Here is an 18,796-nt window from a genome sequence, read left to right as displayed (position 1 = left end):
TCTAGGCATCAAGAGCCGTTGACTATTCGCTGCCACCCACCGGGTCGCCGGAGACATACGGTTTTGCAAGGGGGAGGGGGTGTCAGCCATGAATGCGACATTCACTTCACCACTACCAGAGGGGAACAGGGCTATGACCTTTTTTTCCGCTTCTTCCTTGTTGGCGGCCGTCAAGGTTCCATATTTTCTTTGACCGCTCTGCAGTGCTACTGCTGAGTAAGTGAAATCTGGCATTTTGTATCTCCTTGGGCATGTGAGTTCTAGGTCTTGTCCATTGACTTGGACATGACGCCTCCATATTGAATGCCAGACATCCGTTGTCTACTGGCAGAAATGTCAGGTAATGCGGTTCGATTGGGTGTGGGAATCGTTTGGCAGATATTGTCCCCGATCCACCCCGGTCCTCGGAATTCTCGAAAGGCTGTCCCTCGACAAGGCGCTGTACCTCGCTCGCCAGCTCGGCAGCCATCATTCCGGCGATAGATTGCGTAACAGCAGATCCAGCGCCGCTCCGGCCTGCTCCAGTCGCGCTGCATCATCTTCCCCGCGAGCAATCCAGAACGCTGCTTCGGTGAGGCTTCCATGGACCATCCTTGCCAGCGCCTCGGCATCGACGCCGACGATTGCGCTTTGCTCGATCAACTCCCGCATTGACGCAATGCAGCGCTCGTCCTCCCGGGCGCCCAGCACCACCCGCGCATCGCGCAAGACGATGCGCTGGATCTCCGGCTCCAGGGCCATGCGCAGGTACGCCCGGCAGCGTTCGAGAAACCCGTCCCACGGTGTTGGCGCCTGGTCGGAAAGCGCTTTCAAGCGTTCATCCATTTCTGCGTCGATTTGCGCCACGACCGCCGCCAGCAAGCCCTGCTTGTCGCCGAAATGGTGATACAGCGCACCCCGGGTCAGCCCGGCACGGGCGGTGAGGTCGTCCATCGAGGCCTCGGCATAGCCGGTTTCGCTGAAGAGCTGACGGGCCACGGCCAGCAAGGTGGCGCGGGTTTGTTCCATATCGGCGCGGGTGCGACGGGCCATTGGCACACTCCTTTGGGGTTTACATACGCGTCGTATGTAAATAGGCTTTTAAACATACGAGTTGTATGTATCTTCCCCCCATGCCTGTCCGAAGGCAAGCGGACAGGCAAAGGAGCGCAAGATGGCCAACCCTTACCGATCACTGTTCGACCTTCCCGGCACCCGCGGTTTTGCCCTGGCTGGATTGCTGGCGCGGCTGCCACTGCCGATGACCGGAATCGGCATCATCACCCTGGTTTCCCAGTTGCGCGGCAGCTATGCGTTGGCCGGCGCGCTGGCCGCGACCTTCGTGATGACCTATGCGCTGCTGTCGCCGCAGATCTCGCGGTTAGTGGATCGCCAGGGGCAATCCCGGGTGTTGCCTTTGGCGACGCTGGTCAGCGTTAGCGGATCGGCCTTGCTGCTGGCCGGGACCTGGTGGCCGCTGGGGGATTGGAGCCTGTTCCTCGGCGCATTGCTGGCCGGCGCCATGCCCAGCCTGTCGGCAATGGTGCGGGCGCGCTGGACCGTGCTCTATCGCGGCCGAGCGGAGTTGCAGACCGCCTATTCGCTGGAGACGGTGCTGGATGAACTGACCTTCATCGTCGGGCCGCCGTTGTCGGTGGGCCTCTGTGTCGCGCTGTTTCCCCAGGCCGGGCCGTTGCTGGCGGCGCTATTACTGACGCTGGGCGTGAGCGCGCTGGTGATGCAGCGAGGCAGCGAGCCGCCGGTCCTGGCACCCGGGCAGGGCGAGCGTACTTCACTGATCCGTGTTGCCGAGGTTCGCCTGCTGACCCTGTTGATGATGGCGATGGGGGTGATCGTCGGCACCGTGGATATCGCCAGCGTGGCCTTCGCCAGTGGGCGCGGGCAAGCGGGGGCGGCGAGCCTGGTGTTGTCGGCGTATGCGATGGGGTCGTGCCTGGCGGGGTTGGTGTTCGGTGCGTTGAAGTTGAACCAGCCTTTGCCGCGGTTGCTGTTGATCGGAGCCCTGGCGACGGCGGCGAGCACCTTGCCGGTGTGGTTCGCCGGGTCGATTCCGGGCCTGGCGCTGGCGGTGTTCATTGCCGGACTGTCTTTCGCGCCGACCATGATCGTGGCGATGTCGCTGATCGAGCGCAGTGTGCCGGAGCAGCGCTTGACCGAGGGCATGACCTGGTTGCTGGCGGGGTTGAATATCGGCGTGGCAATGGGCGCGGCGCTGGCGGGGCAGGGGGTGGATCTGGGAGGGTCAGGGTTCGAGGTGGCGGTGGTGGCCGGAGGGATCGTGGTGCTGGTGGGCGGGTGGGGATTCAGGCGGTTGGGTGGTTGAACTTGAGGGCCCTATCGCTGGCAAGCCAGCTCCCACAGGTCCTGTGGGAGCTGGCTTGCCAGCGATAGGGCCATCAGCAACAGCACAAATTCGGAAGATCAGACGTGCTGCAGAATCGCCCCGATCAACCCCGGGAAACGCCCGTCCAGCGCCTCGATGCGCAGGGAGTTCATGTGGGTGGTGCCCACCGCGCGCGTTTGCACCAGCCCCGCATCGCGCAATACCCGGAAGTGGTGGGACATGCTCGACTTCGGCCGCCCTCCGTCCAGGTCGCCGCAACTGGCTTCGGTGCAGTTGGCCAGGGTCCGGACGATTTCCATGCGCACGGGATCGCTCAGCGCGTAGAGCACGCGCTCGAGGACGAAGTCTTGTGGGTCTGGATGTTTGTAGGCACGCATGGGGCGGATCATACCGGAGGCTTCACTAAATGCCAAAGTTCGAATACTATCGAACAATCGTAACTATCCATGTCCTTTCCTAGGAGCTTCCGCATGACTGCACTTTTCCAGCCTTTCACCCTCAAGGACGTCACCCTGCGCAACCGCATCGCCATTCCTCCGATGTGCCAGTACATGGCAGAGGACGGCGTTATCAACGACTGGCACCAGGTTCATTACGCCAGCATGGCCCGTGGCGGCGCTGGCCTTGTCGTGGTGGAAGCCACGGCGGTCGCCCCTGAAGGCCGCATCACACCGGGCTGCGCCGGGATCTGGAGCGATGCCCATGCCCAGGCCTTCGTGCCGGTGGTCAAGGCAATCAAGGCGGCAGGCTCGGTGCCCGGCATCCAGATCGCCCACGCCGGGCGCAAGGCCAGCGCCAACCGCCCGTGGGAAGGCGACGACCATATGGCCGAGTCCGACGCCCGCGGCTGGCAGACCATCGCACCGTCCGCCATTGCTTTCGGTCATCATCTGCCGAAAACCCCGCGTGAAATGTCCCTCGACGATATCGCCCGAGTCCGCCAGGACTTCGTCGATGCTGCGCGCCGTGCCCGCGACGCCGGCTTCGAGTGGATCGAGCTGCACTTCGCCCATGGCTACCTGGCCCAGAGCTTCTTCTCCGAGCACTCCAACCAGCGCACCGATGCCTATGGCGGCAGCTTCGACAACCGCAGCCGTTTCCTTCTCGAAACCCTGGCCGCCGTGCGTGAAGTCTGGCCCGAGCACCTGCCGCTGACTGCCCGTTTCGGGGTGATCGAATACGACGGCCGCGACGAGCAGACCCTCGCTGAGTCCATCGAACTGGCCCGTCGTTTCAAGGCCGGCGGGCTTGACCTGCTGAGCGTCAGTGTCGGCTTCACCATCGCTGAAACCAACATTCCGTGGGGGCCAGCCTTCCTCGGTGAAGTATCGCGCCGGGTGCGTGACGAAGCCGGTATCCCGGTGACCTCGGCCTGGGGCTTCGGTACCCCGCAACTGGCGGAAGAAGCGGTCAGCTCGCGGCAACTGGATATCGTCTCGGTGGGCCGCGCCCATCTGGCGGATCCGCATTGGGCGTACTTCGCGGCCAAGGAGCTGGGTGTGGACAAAGCGTCATGGACCCTGCCGGCGCCTTATGCGCACTGGTTGGAACGCTATCGCTGATCACGGTTGGTGCAACCGCTCTCACCTAGGCAGAGTAAGCGTCCTGTGGGAGCGGGTTGTGCCTTGGAACTGTTCTCTGTGCGACAGCGCAGCCCGAAAAGGCTGGGCGGATTCCCACAAGTACTCGTCAGTCCACCGCGACCAGCGGAATGGTCGTCACGGCGTGCTGGTGCTGCAGATAACTACAGATCTCCAGGTTCAACCGCACAAACTCATCCCAGCTGTAGTCCCGGGCATAACGCTCGGTGAACTGCAGGTCTACCCGACAGATATCCGGACGCTCCTGGTAGATCCCGCATCCCTTGCTGTTGGCGTCGTAGTGCCGGCAGGTGCCGTCGCCACGGTCGAGGAAACGGGTTTCATCGGCCATGTCCACGTGCTGGCAACACAAGCCGCACTGGGTGCAGGGGAAGGGCGAGGTGATCTGGCAAGGCATGGCGGTCGCTCGAAGTGGCCCGCGCCAGGCGCGGGCCATTGCCTTAGGCGGCAGGTGCGTCGAGGCTGGCTTTCTGTCCGCTGGCTACCGCGGCGACATCCTTGATGCGCTTATCGGTCGACAGCACCAGGTTGCCGGCTTCGTCGAGGATGGCGGTGTCGATCATCGCCTTGATCAGCTGGGCGAACTTGACCGCGCGGAACACCACTTTCTTGCTTTCTTCAGAGAAGGCGCGGTAGTCGACGCCGTTGATCTCGATCACCTTCTTCAGCTCGCTGACGCTACGCCGCAACTGCGAGCTGATGTTGGAGAAGGTGGTGTTGGCCAGCGAGGTCACCGCATCGATGGCTTGCAGCTTGCCGGCCATCAGCTTGGCCTGCTCGTTGATGGTCCGGGCCTGTTCCATGTTGCTGCGCGCAGTGTTCAGGGCTTCCTCGCCCTTGCTGCCGAGCACGTGGCCGAAGATCGCCAGGGCCGGGCCGGCGACGATGCCGCCCAGTACCATCATGCCGCCGGCCATGCCATAGCCACCGGCCGCCAGCGACCCGCCGCCCAGCCAGGCCAGGGTGGCGTTGGTCGCGGCTACGCCGCCCAGGGAGGAGATGGCGGTGCCGGTGCTCGCCGTGGCCAGCAGCATGGTGCCGTTGTAGGCGCCGAAGGCCAGGGCCGCGCCACCGGTCATGCCGGCGCCGAGGCCGAGGCCGGCGTCCTTGAGGGCCTGGTAGTCCTGGCGCAGGCCGGCCAGGGTCTTGCCGGTGAAGTCGCCAGCGTTGAGCTTGTCCAGTTCCGGGCTCTGGCTGAGCTCGACGTTCTTCAGGCGTTCGAAGGTTTCGATGAACTCGTCGACCACGCCGTTGAAGGCACGCAGCTTGCGCTGGCCGTAGTCTTCCAGGGTGGCGTTGGTCTTGGTGCGCTGTTCCTCGACCTTGGCATTGGCGGCATCGACCATCGAGCCGGCACTGGCATTGAGGTCCTTGGCTTCGCTGTGGTCCATGGCGCCGCTGACGCCTTTGACCGCGCCGTAGATGCCGGCCGCCGCAGCGACCGCACCGATGATGAGTGGAATTGGCATGGGCTCGTGTCCTTATTCGAGAATGAGCGAGATGGTTTTGCTGACTTCACGGTTCATGGTTTCGGCACGTTCCAGGAGGTCGTCGAAGATGAAGTCTTCCAGCTTGTGGTGCAGTTGGAACTCCTTGAGCAGGGCCCATTCCACGCTGGAAATGTGACCGTCGCGCAGGGCCACCAGGAACAGTTCGAACAGCACCACCTTCGATGTGGACGGCAGTTCGAACCTGGTCGCGTTGAGCAGCTCGCGCAGTACGCTGGTAGCTGCCTGGACGCGATATTCCGGTTTCTCGGCGACGATCATCGGCAGCTTCTTCAGCGCATCGATCAGGCGCCGTTCCACGTTGCAGGACGAGGAGAAGAAGCTGTCGAAGGCCGAAGCACTGCCGGTGGACTGCACCAGTTCGTCGATCAGCTCGCGTTCGGCATCGCCGGTGACGATGGTCAGGGCGTCGAGGTTGCTGCTGGAGGTGAGCTGGTCACGGGTCTTGCCATCCCAGCGCAGCGGCTTGTCGGCGATGGCGAGCAGTTTCGCCAGGTCGATGAGGTGTTGCTTGTCCGATCGGGACAGGAATTTCATGAGCATTGCATAGGGTCCTTTTTCCGGGAGCAGGCGTAGGGTCAGAGCACCAGAGGGGCATCGCTGTCCATGAAGGTGTCGAATTCGCTCTGCGAGCTGAACGCCAGCTGTTTGCCCAGCAGGGTGGCGTACTGGTTGATGGCGACGGCGAAGGCATCGCTGTCCGCGCCGTTCACCGCGACGAACAGCTGCGCGGTTTCCGTGCGCAACTGCGGGATCTCGCGGCGGGTGAATTCATCGAGACGGGCTTGTTCCTCGGCGATACGCTCGCGGGCGGCTTCCTGGATCATCTGCACGCGGGCCAGTTGCCGGCGGGACAATTCCACGTCGCGGGCGGCCTCGAAGGCGCACTGGTAGAAGCTCGACGACAGGGTGTAGCCGATCATGCCGCCAATGGCAGCGCCGACGAAGGGAATCGGCACGGCAATCTGGCCCAGCACCGCCATCATGCTGCTCGACAGCATGCCCGCGCCTTTCTCGCCGAGTTCTTCGAGCAGTTGCGCTTCGCTGATCTCATCCTTGATGTAGCGATGAATGGAGGTCGTCAGCGACAGACAGATGTTCACCACCAGCGCGGGGGCGTTGGTGCCGGCGAGGGTGCGCAGGGTCTGGCTGCTGGACTGTTGCATGGCGCCCTTGAGCGCCGAGCCGGCGAACGCCGTGCCGTAGCCCAGTGCGGCTGCCTTGGCGGTGTCCAGCACCACGTCCTGTGCGGCCTCGCCCAGTTCCTTGGTGTCCTGGGCCACCTTGAATGCGTTGGTCAGCAAGGAGATGCTGCCGCCGATCAGCGCACCATACTTGGCCCCTTCGACACCGGCGCGGTGGCTGGTACGGGCGATGTCCTTGAGGGTTTCGCGCAGCGGACGCTCGGCGTAGTCGATGGCCTGGGCGGTATCCAGGCCGAGGTCGACGATGTCTTCGTCGGCCAGCTTGTCGAAGCGCTCGGCGCGCTCGCGGAACTTGGCGGCCACTTCGGGCTTGCCTTCGCTATCGAGCTTGTCGGCGCGGTTTCGCAGGTTCTGCGCACGGGTACGGCAGTAGGTCTTGGCTTCCTCCACCTGTTCGGTGGGCAGTTCGAGCTTCTTGCCGAAGTACTTGCTGTACTTGTGGTCCTCGTGGCTGACCTGGTTGGCCACCCGGTTGCCGTTGGCCTCGACCTTGGTCTGGGCTTCGTAGACGATCTCGCCGTCCTTCACCCGTACCCGGTCCACCGCCTCGCGGTACTTGCCGTCGGTCTCGATGCCGTAGTGCTTGAGATCATCGCTGCGAATGCTGCGCTCGCTCGACTTGTTGATGATCGCCTCGGCGTTCTCGCGGCTGGTGCTGGAGACTTCCGCCGCCCAGCCGGCGCGGTGCTTGACCCCGGTGTTCTCCTGGCTGATGCCCTTGAGGCCCTTGCTCAGCTTGACGCCGTGTTCGTTGTCGACGCCGGTGTAGGCCTTGACGAATTCGGCGTTGGCGCTGCCGTAGCGCGACACGGTTTCGCTGGCCGACAGCGCGGTGGCGGTGTTGGCCCGGTCGCGGGCGATGGCCTCGCGATCCGCTGGCGCGAGCGGTTGCTCCTCGGTGTCCGCGGTAGGCACGGGGGCAATGTCATTGAAGTTCATGCGCGCTCCTCAAAACGGGTCGCAGGTGGAAGAGGGCTGGCCGGGGTTGGCCGGCGTTGCATACAGGGCGGTGACTTTGTCCAGCTTGTCCTTGATCGCGTCGATCCAGGGTTGCGGCTCGTGCAGGCGGATGCTCTCGCCGAGGCCAAAGACCCACCAGAAGGTTTCCTGGTCGTCCGGTACCGTGGCCTGCAGGCGCTGCCAATCGCTGCCCGCAAGCGGCGTGAGGGACTGTTCGGCGCTCAGCGGGGTTTCGTGCAGCATCCAGGCGATCGACGGCGCGACATCGGCAACCAGGCGCTGCTGGCCGATCTGGCCCTTGTGGTTGAAGCCGCTGCGGATGAAGGTGTCCAGCTCGAAGCCGGCCGGCTCGACACAGGCCTGGTCCAGACAGGTCGCCTGCTGGATGCGGTGCATCGCGAACTGGCGCACGTCGCTGTAGCCTTCGACCCGGCCGACCAGGTAGCTGACCGCATGGCGCGACACGATGCCGCTGGGGTGAATGCGCAGGGCCTTGTGCTCGGCCTTGCTGCGGCTGTGGTAGCGGATGTCCAGTTGCCGCCTTTCGAGCACTGCCATGGCCACCTCGCTCCACACCGTGGCTTCCACGGCTGCCGGCAGCAGGGCCTTGCCGTTCGGGATCACCCGCACGCGCCCGGGCCAGTTGGCCAGGGGGTTGTGCTCCAGGCCCTGCAATTGCCGGTGGGCCAGGTCGAAGTGCGGCGCGAGCAGCTCAAGGATGCTCGGCGGCAACACCTTGTTCAGGTGGCTTTGCGCGAGGGCGAAGGCCAGTGCCGTCGGGGTGTCCAGCGCCGGGAAATCGAAGCGCGGCATGTCGCTGGGAAAGCTCCAGCGAAACGGCTTGCGGCTTTCATCGCAGTCGAGGGGGAAGTCCAGGCCCAGGCGTCCGATCAGGTCGCGTTGCAGGGTTCGCTGGTCGATATCGAAATTTTCGGCCTTGAGCTTTTTCAGCAGCTCGGTGGTGGAGATGCTTTTCGGCGCACGGGGAATCAGGCGTAGCAATGCCAAATGCCTGAACAACCGGTCCTTGGGATCTGACATGGGGGAAGAATCCGATCTGCCTTGAAAGTTCGCGGGTGCGACGAACATTCCTTTGTGGCCTTTTAACATCATCTTGTGCACTCCGCCAATAGTTCATCCGTCGAAGGTTCAGGCTGCGCCGTGTTGCCCGGCGCTATTACGGGACTTTTCCCGCTCCAGTTCCTTTTCCAGCTCGCTGAAGGCCTGGCGGTTTTTCATGGTGATCACGCCGATGACCACGCCGACGGTGAAGCAGATCAGTTCTTTCATGACGGTTCGCTCGTTGACCGGGGTTGAGGCGATCATCCGGCGGGGCTGCGACAGCCTGCGTCGCACCTTGCAAAAAAAGCGAAAAAAACCACGACCGGACCAACCGGCTTTGCGCACGGCGCACCGCAGTTTTGCCGTGCGGACGGATTCCGTGGTGGCGCCAGGCCCTCTACTCTGGTGCCATTCCGTTCAGCCCTTTCGATGAGGTCCGCCATGTCCCTTGGCAATCCTGTCGCTGCCGAGTCCCGCTCGGCATTGGCGACACCCACGCTGTCCAGTTCCCTGGTGATCTTCCTGGCCATCTGCTGTGGCGCGGTGGTCGCCAACCTGTATTACGCCCAGCCGATCGTCGAGCTGATCGCCCCGTCGATCGGCCTGTCCAGCGCCAATGCCAGCCTGATCGTGTCGCTGACCCAGTTCGGGTACGCGATCGGCCTGCTGTTCCTCGTGCCCCTGGCCGACCTGCTTGAGAATCGCCGCCTGCTGGTGGGCTTCACCCTCGCGGCAGCCGTGTGCCTGGCGGGCGCAGCGCTGAGCACCACGCCATCGCTGTTCCTGATCAGTTCCTTGCTGATCGGCCTGACGTCGGTGGCGGTGCAGATCCTCGTGCCACTGGCTGCGCATATGGCGCCGGAAGCCTCTCGCGGACGGGTGGTCGGCAACATCATGAGCGGCCTGCTGCTGGGCATCCTGCTGTCGCGGCCGATCTCCAGCACCCTGGCCGAAGCGTTCGGCTGGCGCGGGGTGTTCTTCGGCGCTGCTGGCCTGATGGCGTTCATGGCCGTGGTCATGGGCCTGCTGTTGCCGCGCCGGGTGCCGACGCACCAGGCCAGCTACGCGCAACTGATCGGCTCGGTGTTCACCCTGGCCCGGCGTTACGCGGTGCTGCGCGAGCGCTCGCTGTACCAGGGGTTGTTGTTCGCCGCGTTCAGCAGCTTCTGGACCATCGCTCCGATCGAGCTGGTGCGGCATTACGGCTTCAGCCAGACCGAAGTGGCGATCTTCGCCCTGGTCGGCGCGGTGGGCGCGATCGCGGCGCCGATCGCCGGGCGCCTGGCCGACGCCGGACATGGCGTGCGCGGCACCCTGGCGGCCTTGCTGCTGGCGCCGCTGTCGCTGATCGCCGGTTCGCTGTCCGGGGCTGGCTGGTTGTGGATGGTGGTCACGGCGGTGGCCCTGGACTTTGCCGTGCAACTGAACATGGTGCTTGGCCAGCGCGAAATCTATGCCCTGGATCCGCATAGCCGGGCCCGACTGAATGCGGTGTACATGACCAGCATCTTCGTGGGCGGCGCCCTGGGCTCGCTGATCGCCAGCCCGCTCTACGAGCACGTCGGCTGGCCATTGTTCGCCTGCATGGCGGCCCTGCCACCGCTGGCCGCGCTGATCCTGTTCATCCTCCGTCCGCGTGGCTGAGCACGCTCATGCAAGCGCAGCGCGACGCTTTGCGGCACACTGCCCGGCCAGAGACATCAGCCGAAGCCAGGAGCCGGGCCGTGGACAAATTGCAGGCGTTGAGCATGTTCGTCGAAACCGTGCGCTGCGGTGGCTACTCGGCGGCAGCGCGCAAGTTGGGCGTGGCGACCTCTTCGGTGACCCGCCAGGTCGCCGCCCTCGAAGCCCAGCTGGGCACCACGCTGCTCAACCGCACCACCCGCCACAGCAGCCCGACGGTGGCCGGCCAGGATTACTACGACAAGGCCGTGGCCATTCTCGAAGCCCTGGCCGAGGCGGATGGCGCGGTCTTCGATCGTGGCAGCGAAGCGCGAGGGCGGTTGCGGGTGAACGTGCCGGTGGAGTTCGGTCGCCGGGTTATCGCGCCGCACCTGGGTCGTCTGCTGGCGCGGCATCCGGAACTGGAGATCAGCCTGACCCTCAGCGACCAGATGACCGACCTGCTCACCGAGCGGGTCGATTTGTGCGTGAGACTGGGCTCGACCCTCGGCAGCGAGGACGTGATCAGCAAGCCGATCGGGCGCTTCGAGCGCTGGCTGGTAGCAAGCCCTGCCTATCTGGAGCGAGCCAGCATCCCGCGGCATCCGCTGGATCTGCTGGAGCACCAGTGCCTGGTGTTCGACTACGGCCCCGCGGTACAGAACTGGGTGTTCCGTGAAGGGGGCGACAGTATTCCGATCAATGTGCAGGGGCGCTTGCGCAGCAACAACGCCGATGTCCTGCGCGAGGCGGCAATTGCCGAGGGTGGCCTGGCGCTGCTGGCGGACTGGCTGGTTGCCGAGGACGTGCGGCGGGGCAGGTTGCTAAGGGTGCTGGAAGGGTTCGAGGCGAGTCCGGGCAGTGCCAGTTGTGCGATCAATGCGCTGTATCTGCCGAGCCATCGGGATTCGAGCCGGATTCGGGCGTTCGTGGGGTTTCTGGAGGAGATTCTCGCAACAGGTGCACCGTCGAGCTGAGAAGAAAGTTGACGGCCGGACACGGACTCTGGACTGCCCCCGAAAAGTTGGACAGTTTTAGCTAGCAGCTTGGGCCCTGTAATCGACAGGGCTTAAGCCGTTTAACCTCAGCTTGATGCGGTCATGGTTGTAGTAGCGGATGTACTCGTCCAGACCGGTGGTCAGCTCTTCGATGCTCTCAAACCGCTTCAAATAGAAAAACTCAGACTTGAGTGTGCCGAAGAAGCTTTCCATAGCGGCGTTATCCAGGCAATTCCCTTTGCGCGACATGCTCTGCTTTACGCCACGCTGCTCAAGCTTTTCGCGGTATTGGCGCTGCTGATAATGCCATCCCTGATCAGAGTGGATGACCAGCTTCGGCTCCTTTCCCAAGCTACTCAGAGCTTTTTCCAGCATATTCCCCACCAGCTCATAGCCTGGGCGGCGAGCGATCTCGTAGGCCACGATCTCACTGTTGTACAAGTCCATCACTGGTGAGAGATAGAGCTTTTGCTGAGCCACTTTAAACTCGGTTACGTCAGTCACCCACTTCTGATTGGGCCGCTGGGCGATGAAGTTTCGCTCCAGCAGATTCTCGGCAATCCTGCCTATCTCTCCTCGATAGGACCGATACTTTTTAGGCCGCACAACCGCCCGCAAACCTTGGTCGGCCATCAGCCGCTCCACAACCTTCTTGTTCACCAGGATGCCTTGATTCTTGATCGCAAGCGTCACGCGCCGATACCCATAGAGCCCTTTTTCCTTGTGATAGACCTGACTCACCAGCTCTTTCAGATCGGCATGTTTATCCGGCTTTTGAAGGCTTTTGAGCTGGTAGTAGAAGGTACTGTTCGACAACTCGACCAGGGCCAACAACGCTGACAGCGGGAATCGGGTTCGGAGTCTTGAGACGATCAGCGTTTTTTCTCTGGCCTTCGCTCCTTCTGCTCTCTCAAAGCCTTCAGCTCCTTTAGGACAGCGTTCTCCATGCGCAGATACTCGAGTTCTGCCATGAGCTGATCTCGCGGCTTCAGCGCGTCGTCAGTGTCAGTGGGTTTGAGTGGCTTGATCTTCTTGGACACGTCGGCAGGCTTTTTTCGTTGAGTGGCAGTAGAGGTGGCAAGGTTGCCACTGTAGTACTGGTGCTCCCAAATGCCTACCCGGGAGGACTGTCCCAAGCCGAAGTGAGCTGCCGTTTTACGCAGGGAAAGCCGATGCTCGCGCATGTACTGCACAACCCTGCGCTTGAAATTGATGTCGTAGCGCTGACCGTGAGGTATGGGACTGATAGTGGAACGGGCTTTATAGCTCGCCACCCAGCGCCTCAGCAGGCTGAAATCGATACCGAAATGCCGGGCTACCTTTCGGAAACCATCGGTGCCCTCCAGGTAGGCAGTGATGGCTGTGAGCTTGAACTGCTCGGTGTACTTACTCATAACTCCCCCAAGGGTTGGATTAGTCTCCAACTTCTTGGGGGCAGTCCACTCTGTGGGAGCTGGCTTGCCAGCGATGGCGATAGTGAATTCACTACAGCTATCGCTGGCAAGCCAGCTCCCACAGGGTACGCGTTCGGCCATTTACCGCCTGCTTAAGCCAGATGTTTCCCACGGCTCAAGCAGAATCCCCTCATTGCTGGGGAAATGCCCCCCAACGAGCATGCACGTCCCTCATTCAAGGAGACGTCCATGTCCAATCTTTCACTGCCAAACGTCGATCTACCCCGCGTCAGCCGCAAGACCATCGCCCTGGCCGCTATTCCTCTGATTGCCATCGGTGCCTGCGCCGCGTTGTTCAACCAGGTGTTCTTCTACAACGAAGCCGGCCAGATGGCCCACGTGCGCACGATCTTCGGCGAGGAGAAGGTGGTCGAGGATGTGGGTTATGCCACCCAGTGGTTCGGGCGCACAACGGTGTGGAAGCGCACCATTGGCGTCCAGTCGGCGTTGCAGGGCGATACCCATGCCAGCGGCAATCCGACGGTGACGGTCGGCACCTTGCCGATCGTGTTCCTTGGCAACGTCGATGCCAAGGCCGAGTTCAGCACCCAGTTCCGCATGCCGAGCGGCGAAGCCTTCCTGACCATCGCCCATGAGTACCGCACGCCGGAGAACTTCCTGCAGCGCGCCTTGCTCCCCGCGGTCAAGGAAACCCTGCAGGCCACCGCCTCGCTGATGAGTGCCGACGATTACTACGCCGGCGACCGCAACCAGTTTGGCGCCGAGTTCGAGAACCAGTTGCGTGATGGCCTGTACCTGACCAAACGCAAGGAAGTGCGGGTCCAGCGTGACCACTCGCCGGCGCAGACGGCGATCCTCCAGGCCGGCACCGATCAGGGGCAATACGGCGACAGCATCTCCACGCGCTTCGTCATCGAGAAGCTGCGCGACGAGCACGGCGTGGAAATCCGCAAGCAACAGCAGTTCCGCCTGTTCGGCGTGGATGTGGTGGACGCCCGGGTCACTCACATCGACCCAAATCCGCAGTATCAGGAGCGTATGGTCCGTGTGCAGCAGGCTCTTGCCGAGCTGGCCGTGGCCCGGCAGAACCGGCTCAAGGAAGAGGAGGAGAAGCAACTGGTCTCCGCCCGCGGTGCCAAGGATGTCGAAGCCAAGCGCCAGGAAAGCCTGCGCCAGCAGATCGAGCGCACCACCCAGGCCGAGACCGAAAAACAGCTCACCCTGATCAATGCCGAACGTGAGCAGCGCCGCGCCGAGATCGAGAAGAAGACCGCCGAACTGTTGCGGGACAAGGCCGGGTTACAGGTGAAGCGACCAAGATAACCGCTGATGCCGAAGCCTATGCCCGGGCGGCGTCGATCAAGGCCGACGGTGCGTTGCAGGCGAAGCTCGATGCGTTGGTGCGGATCAACCAGGCGTGGGCCGAGGCGGCAGCTCGTGCACCGGTGCCGTCTGTCATGATGGGCGCCGGTGACGGCGGAACCGGACGGCAGGACGAGATGGGCAAGCTGATGAGCGTGCTGGCGACCAAGGCGGCGCGGGATCTGGCGGTGGATCTGCGAACGGAGTAACTGCTGGCGCTGGCAATTGACCCTTCCCGCCAAGACATGCTTTGCTCCGAAGGCTTGCAAGCAACCAACGGCTACGCGGTCACTGTAGGAGCTGGCTTGCCTGCGATGGACCGCGGCAGCGGTCCCAAAACCGGCTACGCCGGGTCGTCTGGTTGATCGCGATCAGACAGGCGCTGAATCCAGCGTTGTTGTATGGCGCATGCTCGTGCTGGATGGATTTGGGACCGCTTTGCGGTCCATCGCAGGCAAGCCAGCTCCTACCTGGAACGCGTCGTTTTCCAAGGGGAAAGGGAGCGTCATGTCAGAGTTCAAGTTGCATTGTTTTGCCGAGTCCGGGAACGCCTACAAGGCTGCGTTGATGCTCGAACTGAGTGGCCTGGACTGGGAGCCGGTGTTCGTCGATTTCTTCCACGGACAGACACGCCAGGCTGGCTGGCGCGACGAGGTCAACGAGCAGGGCGAAGTGCCGGTGCTGGAACATGCCGGGCAGACGCTGACCCAGTCGGCCTTGATCCTCGACTACCTGGCCGGGTACAGCGGTCGTTTCGGGCCGCAAAGCGAAGAGGAGCGCCGCGAGATCTGGCGCTGGATGCTCTTCGACAACCACAAGTTCACCTCCTACTACGCCACCCTGCGCTTTATCTACGGGCTGAAGCACAGCGGCGAGACGCCGGTCACCACCTTCCTTCGCGAACGCGCAAAGGCGGCCTACGAGATCGTCGATGCACACCTGGCCAAGCGTTCCTTCATGCTCGGCGAGCGCCTGACCATTGCCGACCTGTCCCTGGCGGGCTATGTCTTCATGCCGGAAGACACGGGCATGGACCTCGCCGTATACCGTCATATCGAGGCGTGGAAAGACAGGATCCGCGACCTGCCGGGCTGGAAGTCACCCTATGAGCTGATGCCGGGCCGGTCGGCGCAGGCCTGAAAACGAAAAGCCCCCTGGAGCCGAGGCTCACAGGGGCTTTTCATTTCAGCGCAGGAATCAGACGTTGAAGCGGAAGTGCATCACGTCACCGTCCTTGACGATGTAGTCCTTGCCTTCCAGGCGCCATTTACCGGCTTCCTTGGCACCGCCTTCACCCTTGTACTGGATGAAGTCGTCGTAGGCGACCACTTCGGCGCGGATGAAGCCTTTTTCGAAGTCGGTGTGGATCACGCCGGCAGCCTGTGGCGCGGTGGCGCCGACGCGCACGGTCCAGGCGCGGACTTCCTGCACGCCGGCAGTGAAGTAGGTCTGCAGGTTGAGCAGGGCGTAGCCGGCACGGATCACGCGGTTCAGGCCAGGCTCTTCCAGGCCCAGGGCCTCGAGGAACATGTCCTTCTCTTCGCCTTCGTCCAGCTCGGCGATTTCAGCTTCGATCTTGTTGCACACCGGCACCACCACCGCGCCTTCTTCTTCGGCGATGGCACGCACCACGTCCAGGTGCGGGTTGTTGTCGAAGCCGTCTTCGGCCACGTTGGCGATGTACATCACCGGCTTGCTGGTCAGCAGGTGGAAGCCGCGGATCACCGCCTTCTCGTCGTCAGCCATGTTCTTCATCAGGCTGCGCGCCGGCTTGCCTTCGGTGAAGTGCGGGATGAGTTTTTCGAGGATGGCTTTCTGCGCCAGGGCTTCCTTGTCGCCGCCCTTGGCGTTGCGCGCGACCTTCTGCAGTTGCTTCTCGCAGCTGTCGAGGTCGGCGAAGATCAGTTCCAGGTCGATGATCTCGATGTCGCGCTTGGGGTCGACGCTGTTGGAAACGTGGATCACGTTCTCGTCTTCGAAGCAGCGCACCACGTGGGCGATGGCGTCGGTCTCGCGGATGTTGGCGAGGAACTTGTTGCCCAGGCCTTCGCCCTTGGACGCGCCCGCCACCAGGCCGGCGATGTCGACGAATTCCATGGTGGTCGGCAGGATGCGCTGCGGCTTGACGATGGCCGCCAGGGCGTCCAGGCGGGCGTCCGGCATCGGCACGATGCCGCTGTTCGGCTCGATGGTGCAGAAGGGGAAGTTCTCCGCCGCGATGCCGGATTTGGTCAAGGCGTTGAACAGGGTGGACTTGCCGACGTTGGGCAGGCCGACGATGCCGCAATTGAATCCCATGGTGAATCCCTCTTCGTGAAGTCAGGCCTTCTGGCTGTGCAGCTCTCTCATCGCACGCGCCCATTCGCCGGCGAGGATGTCCGGCAGCACGCCGAGGGCAAAATCGATACTGGCGTCGAGCTTGTCCTGTTCGGCGCGGGGCGCCTTGCCCAGGACGAAGTTGGACACCAGCTTGGCATCACCCGGGTGGCCGATGCCAAGCCGCAGACGGTGAAAGTCGTTCTTGTTGCCGAGCTGCGCGATGATGTCGCGCAGGCCGTTGTGCCCGCCGTGGCCGCCACCCTTCTTGAGTTTGGCGACGCCGGGGGCAGGTCGAGTTCGTCGTGGGCCACCAGGATGGCATCTGGCTCGATACGGAAGAAGTTGGCCAGAGCGGCAACGGACTGGCCGCTGCGGTTCATGTAGGTGGTGGGGATCAGCAGGCGAACGTCGTGGCCCTGATGGCTGAATTTTGCCGTCAGGCCGAAATACTTGCGGTCAGCGGTCAGGTTGACGCGCTGGGCGCTGGCGATGCGTTCAACGAAAAGAGCCCCTGCGTTATGCCGGGTCTGTTCGTATTCGGGGCCCGGGTTTCCCAGGCCGACGATCAACTGGATGGCGGTCACGTCAGGGGCTCTTCCTTGGAGTTGGGGATTGCGGCATCAGCGCCGCAATCCGGGCAACACCGGCGAACCGAGTGGATTACTCGGCAGCGCCTTCTGCTTCAGGAGCAACGCGCGGAGCGTGAACGTTGGCAACGGCCTTGTCATCACCGTGGGCCAGAGCGACGAACTCTACGCCTTTCGGAGCTTTCAGGTCCGACAGGTGAACGATGGTGCCGATTTCAGCGTTGGCCAGGTCAACCTCGATGAACTCAGGCAGGTCCTTGGCTTCGCAGGAAACTTCGATCTCGTTCAGGGTGTGGGAGATCTCGCCGCCTTTCTTGACCGGAGCTTCTTCGTTGATGAAGTGAACCGGAACAACGGCAGTCAGTTTCTGGCCAGCAACGACGCGAACGAAGTCAGCGTGCATGATGTACTGCTTGGCTGGGTGACGCTGCATTGCCTTGACAATGACGTTCTGCTTTTTGCCATCGACGTTCAGTTCGATAACGTGGCTGAAGGCAGCTTCGTTTTCGAACAGCTTGGCGATTTCCTTGGCCAGGATGGTTACGGACTCGGCGTCCTTGTTACCACCGTAGACAACGGCAGGGATGCTGGCGGCATGACGCAGGCGGCGGCTCGCACCTTTCCCCAGGTCAGTACGCGCTTGGGCGTTCAGGATGAAATCGGTCATTTTGTATCTCCAAAATTAGCCTGTTCCGAATGGGGCTTGCGACCAGCGCCAAAGCGGAAAGGGCAAAAAAGCCCCGCCCCAACAACCGGTGTTGGGGCGGGGCGCTTTACGTCAACGGATGTTCGCGAGGCTGATGCCTTAGCGGAACATCGCGCTGATCGATTCTTCGTTGCTGATGCGGCGAACCGCTTCGGCGACGACCGGTGCGATATCCAGTTGACGGATACGGTCACAGGCTTGTGCAGCGGCGGACAGCGGGATGGTGTTGGTCACCACCAGCTCGTCGAGCACGGAATTCTCGATGTTCTCGATCGCGCGACCGGAGAGTACAGGGTGCGTGCAGTAGGCGTAAACCTTGGCAGCGCCGTGTTCTTTCAGGGCCTTGGCCGCATGGCACAGGGTGCCGGCGGTATCGACCATGTCGTCGACCAGAATGCACGTACGTCCTTCGACGTCACCGATGATGTGCATCACCTCGGAGTGGTTGGCCTTCTCGCGGCGTTTGTCGATGATACCGAGATCCACGCCCAGGGACTTGGCGACGGCGCGTGCACGCACGACACCACCGATGTCCGGGGAGACGATCATCAGGTTCTCGAAACGCTGGTCTTCGATGTCATCCACCAGGACGGGGGAGCCGTAGATGTTATCTACCGGAATATCGAAGAACCCCTGGATCTGGTCAGCGTGCAGGTCGACGGTGAGAACACGGTCGATACCTACGACGGTGAGCATGTCAGCGACGACTTTGGCGCTGATTGCAACACGCGCCGAACGCGGACGGCGGTCCTGGCGGGCATATCCGAAGTAAGGAATCACAGCGGTGATTCGGGACGCTGAGGAGCGGCGGAAGGCGTCGGCCATCACTACCAGTTCCATCAGGTTATCGTTGGTTGGCGCGCAAGTCGGCTGAATGATGAAGACGTCCTTACCGCGAACGTTTTCATTAATCTCAGTGCTGATTTCGCCGTCGGAGAACTTGCCGACAGAAACATCACCCAGTGGGATATGCAGCTGACGTACGACACGCCGAGCCAGATCGGGGTTGGCGTTCCCCGTAAAGACCATCATCTTGGACACGCGCAGTACCTGAAGGCTGAGGGTAT

General features: G+C 62.6%; 17 protein-coding genes and 2 pseudogenes. 6 read left to right on the top strand and 13 right to left on the bottom strand.

The window, feature by feature from the left end; translation table 11 throughout:
* Positions 1–468 precede the first annotated feature (468 nt).
* Positions 469–1,032, bottom strand: a complete 564-nt coding sequence (locus CSV86_RS21365; protein ID WP_009406527.1) for a TetR/AcrR family transcriptional regulator — start codon at positions 1,030–1,032, stop codon at positions 469–471.
* Between the two features lie 121 nt (positions 1,033–1,153).
* On the opposite strand from CSV86_RS21365, the gene CSV86_RS21360 reads away from it, so the two are divergent.
* Positions 1,154–2,323, top strand: coding sequence for an MFS transporter (locus tag CSV86_RS21360; protein ID WP_009406528.1), 1,170 nt, complete (start codon positions 1,154–1,156; stop codon positions 2,321–2,323).
* Between the two features lie 98 nt (positions 2,324–2,421).
* Here CSV86_RS21360 and CSV86_RS21355 read toward each other — a convergent pair whose 3' ends face one another.
* Positions 2,422–2,733: an ArsR/SmtB family transcription factor gene (locus tag CSV86_RS21355; RefSeq protein ID WP_009406529.1), complete on the bottom strand. Its 312-nt coding sequence runs from the start codon at positions 2,731–2,733 to the stop codon at positions 2,422–2,424.
* 81 nt (positions 2,734–2,814) lie between these two features.
* Between CSV86_RS21355 and CSV86_RS21350 the strand changes: the two genes are divergently transcribed.
* Complete coding sequence (locus tag CSV86_RS21350; protein WP_009406530.1) at positions 2,815–3,906, top strand: NADH:flavin oxidoreductase/NADH oxidase; 1,092 nt, start codon at positions 2,815–2,817, stop codon at positions 3,904–3,906.
* A gap of 127 nt (positions 3,907–4,033) precedes the next feature.
* On the opposite strand, the gene CSV86_RS21345 is transcribed toward CSV86_RS21350, so the two are convergent.
* The 6 genes from CSV86_RS21345 to CSV86_RS21320 form a co-directional block, all read right to left on the bottom strand.
* Complete coding sequence (locus tag CSV86_RS21345; RefSeq protein ID WP_037062131.1) at positions 4,034–4,342, bottom strand: YkgJ family cysteine cluster protein; 309 nt, start codon at positions 4,340–4,342, stop codon at positions 4,034–4,036.
* 43 nt (positions 4,343–4,385) lie between these two features.
* Positions 4,386–5,414, bottom strand: a complete 1,029-nt coding sequence (locus tag CSV86_RS21340; protein ID WP_009406532.1) for a hypothetical protein — start codon at positions 5,412–5,414, stop codon at positions 4,386–4,388.
* A gap of 12 nt (positions 5,415–5,426) precedes the next feature.
* Positions 5,427–5,996: a hypothetical protein gene (locus CSV86_RS21335; RefSeq protein WP_009406533.1), complete on the bottom strand. Its 570-nt coding sequence runs from the start codon at positions 5,994–5,996 to the stop codon at positions 5,427–5,429.
* 35 nt (positions 5,997–6,031) lie between these two features.
* The gene (locus CSV86_RS21330) at positions 6,032–7,597 is read right to left on the bottom strand and encodes a hypothetical protein (protein WP_009406534.1); all 1,566 of its coding nucleotides are present in this window, start codon (positions 7,595–7,597) and stop codon (positions 6,032–6,034) included.
* Positions 7,598–7,606: 9 nt separating this feature from the next.
* The gene (locus CSV86_RS21325) at positions 7,607–8,659 is read right to left on the bottom strand and encodes a helix-turn-helix transcriptional regulator (RefSeq protein ID WP_037062133.1); all 1,053 of its coding nucleotides are present in this window, start codon (positions 8,657–8,659) and stop codon (positions 7,607–7,609) included.
* Between the two features lie 108 nt (positions 8,660–8,767).
* Positions 8,768–8,908, bottom strand: coding sequence for a hypothetical protein (locus CSV86_RS21320; RefSeq protein WP_009406536.1), 141 nt, complete (start codon positions 8,906–8,908; stop codon positions 8,768–8,770).
* A 213-nt stretch (positions 8,909–9,121) separates the two neighbouring features.
* Here CSV86_RS21320 and CSV86_RS21315 point away from each other — a divergent pair, with 213 nt between their 5' ends.
* Both CSV86_RS21315 and CSV86_RS21310 read left to right on the top strand, forming a co-directional pair.
* Positions 9,122–10,324: an MFS transporter gene (locus CSV86_RS21315; protein ID WP_009406537.1), complete on the top strand. Its 1,203-nt coding sequence runs from the start codon at positions 9,122–9,124 to the stop codon at positions 10,322–10,324.
* An 80-nt stretch (positions 10,325–10,404) separates the two neighbouring features.
* Positions 10,405–11,319 (top strand): LysR family transcriptional regulator, encoded by a 915-nt coding sequence (locus CSV86_RS21310; protein WP_009406538.1) that lies wholly within the window; start codon positions 10,405–10,407, stop codon positions 11,317–11,319.
* A gap of 57 nt (positions 11,320–11,376) precedes the next feature.
* On the opposite strand, the gene CSV86_RS21305 is transcribed toward CSV86_RS21310, so the two are convergent.
* A protein-coding gene (locus CSV86_RS21305) for an IS3 family transposase (protein ID WP_376699761.1) occupies positions 11,377–12,734 on the bottom strand; the annotation gives its coding sequence in 2 pieces (ribosomal slippage) (positions 11,377–12,258 and positions 12,261–12,734; 1,356 coding nt in all).
* A 249-nt stretch (positions 12,735–12,983) separates the two neighbouring features.
* On the opposite strand from CSV86_RS21305, the pseudogene CSV86_RS21300 reads away from it, so the two are divergent.
* Together CSV86_RS21300 and CSV86_RS21295 are read left to right on the top strand one after the other, a co-directional pair.
* Positions 12,984–14,326: pseudogene (locus tag CSV86_RS21300) on the top strand (SPFH domain-containing protein).
* A 298-nt stretch (positions 14,327–14,624) separates the two neighbouring features.
* A complete protein-coding gene (locus CSV86_RS21295) occupies positions 14,625–15,257 on the top strand; it encodes a glutathione S-transferase family protein (protein WP_009405970.1) in 633 nt (210 codons plus the stop codon).
* A 57-nt stretch (positions 15,258–15,314) separates the two neighbouring features.
* On the opposite strand, the gene ychF is transcribed toward CSV86_RS21295, so the two are convergent.
* The 4 genes and pseudogenes from ychF to CSV86_RS21275 form a co-directional block, all read right to left on the bottom strand.
* Complete coding sequence (ychF, locus tag CSV86_RS21290) at positions 15,315–16,415, bottom strand: redox-regulated ATPase YchF (protein ID WP_009405968.1); 1,101 nt, start codon at positions 16,413–16,415, stop codon at positions 15,315–15,317.
* A 21-nt stretch (positions 16,416–16,436) separates the two neighbouring features.
* Positions 16,437–17,020 (bottom strand): annotated as a pseudogene (pth, locus tag CSV86_RS21285) (aminoacyl-tRNA hydrolase).
* Between the two features lie 76 nt (positions 17,021–17,096).
* Entirely contained in the window at positions 17,097–17,690 is a 594-nt protein-coding gene (locus CSV86_RS21280) for a 50S ribosomal protein L25/general stress protein Ctc (RefSeq protein ID WP_009405964.1), read from the bottom strand.
* 138 nt (positions 17,691–17,828) lie between these two features.
* Positions 17,829–18,770 carry a ribose-phosphate pyrophosphokinase gene (locus CSV86_RS21275; protein WP_009405962.1) on the bottom strand — a complete coding sequence of 314 codons (942 nt, stop codon included), beginning with the start codon at positions 18,768–18,770 and terminating at the stop codon, positions 17,829–17,831.
* Positions 18,771–18,796: the final 26 nt, after the last annotated feature.

It is taken from the genome of Pseudomonas bharatica CSV86 (assembly GCF_000319305.2).
In the GTDB taxonomy this organism is placed as follows: Bacteria; Pseudomonadota; Gammaproteobacteria; order Pseudomonadales; family Pseudomonadaceae; genus Aquipseudomonas; species Aquipseudomonas bharatica.
This window is presented reverse-complemented; position numbering and strand designations above follow the sequence as displayed.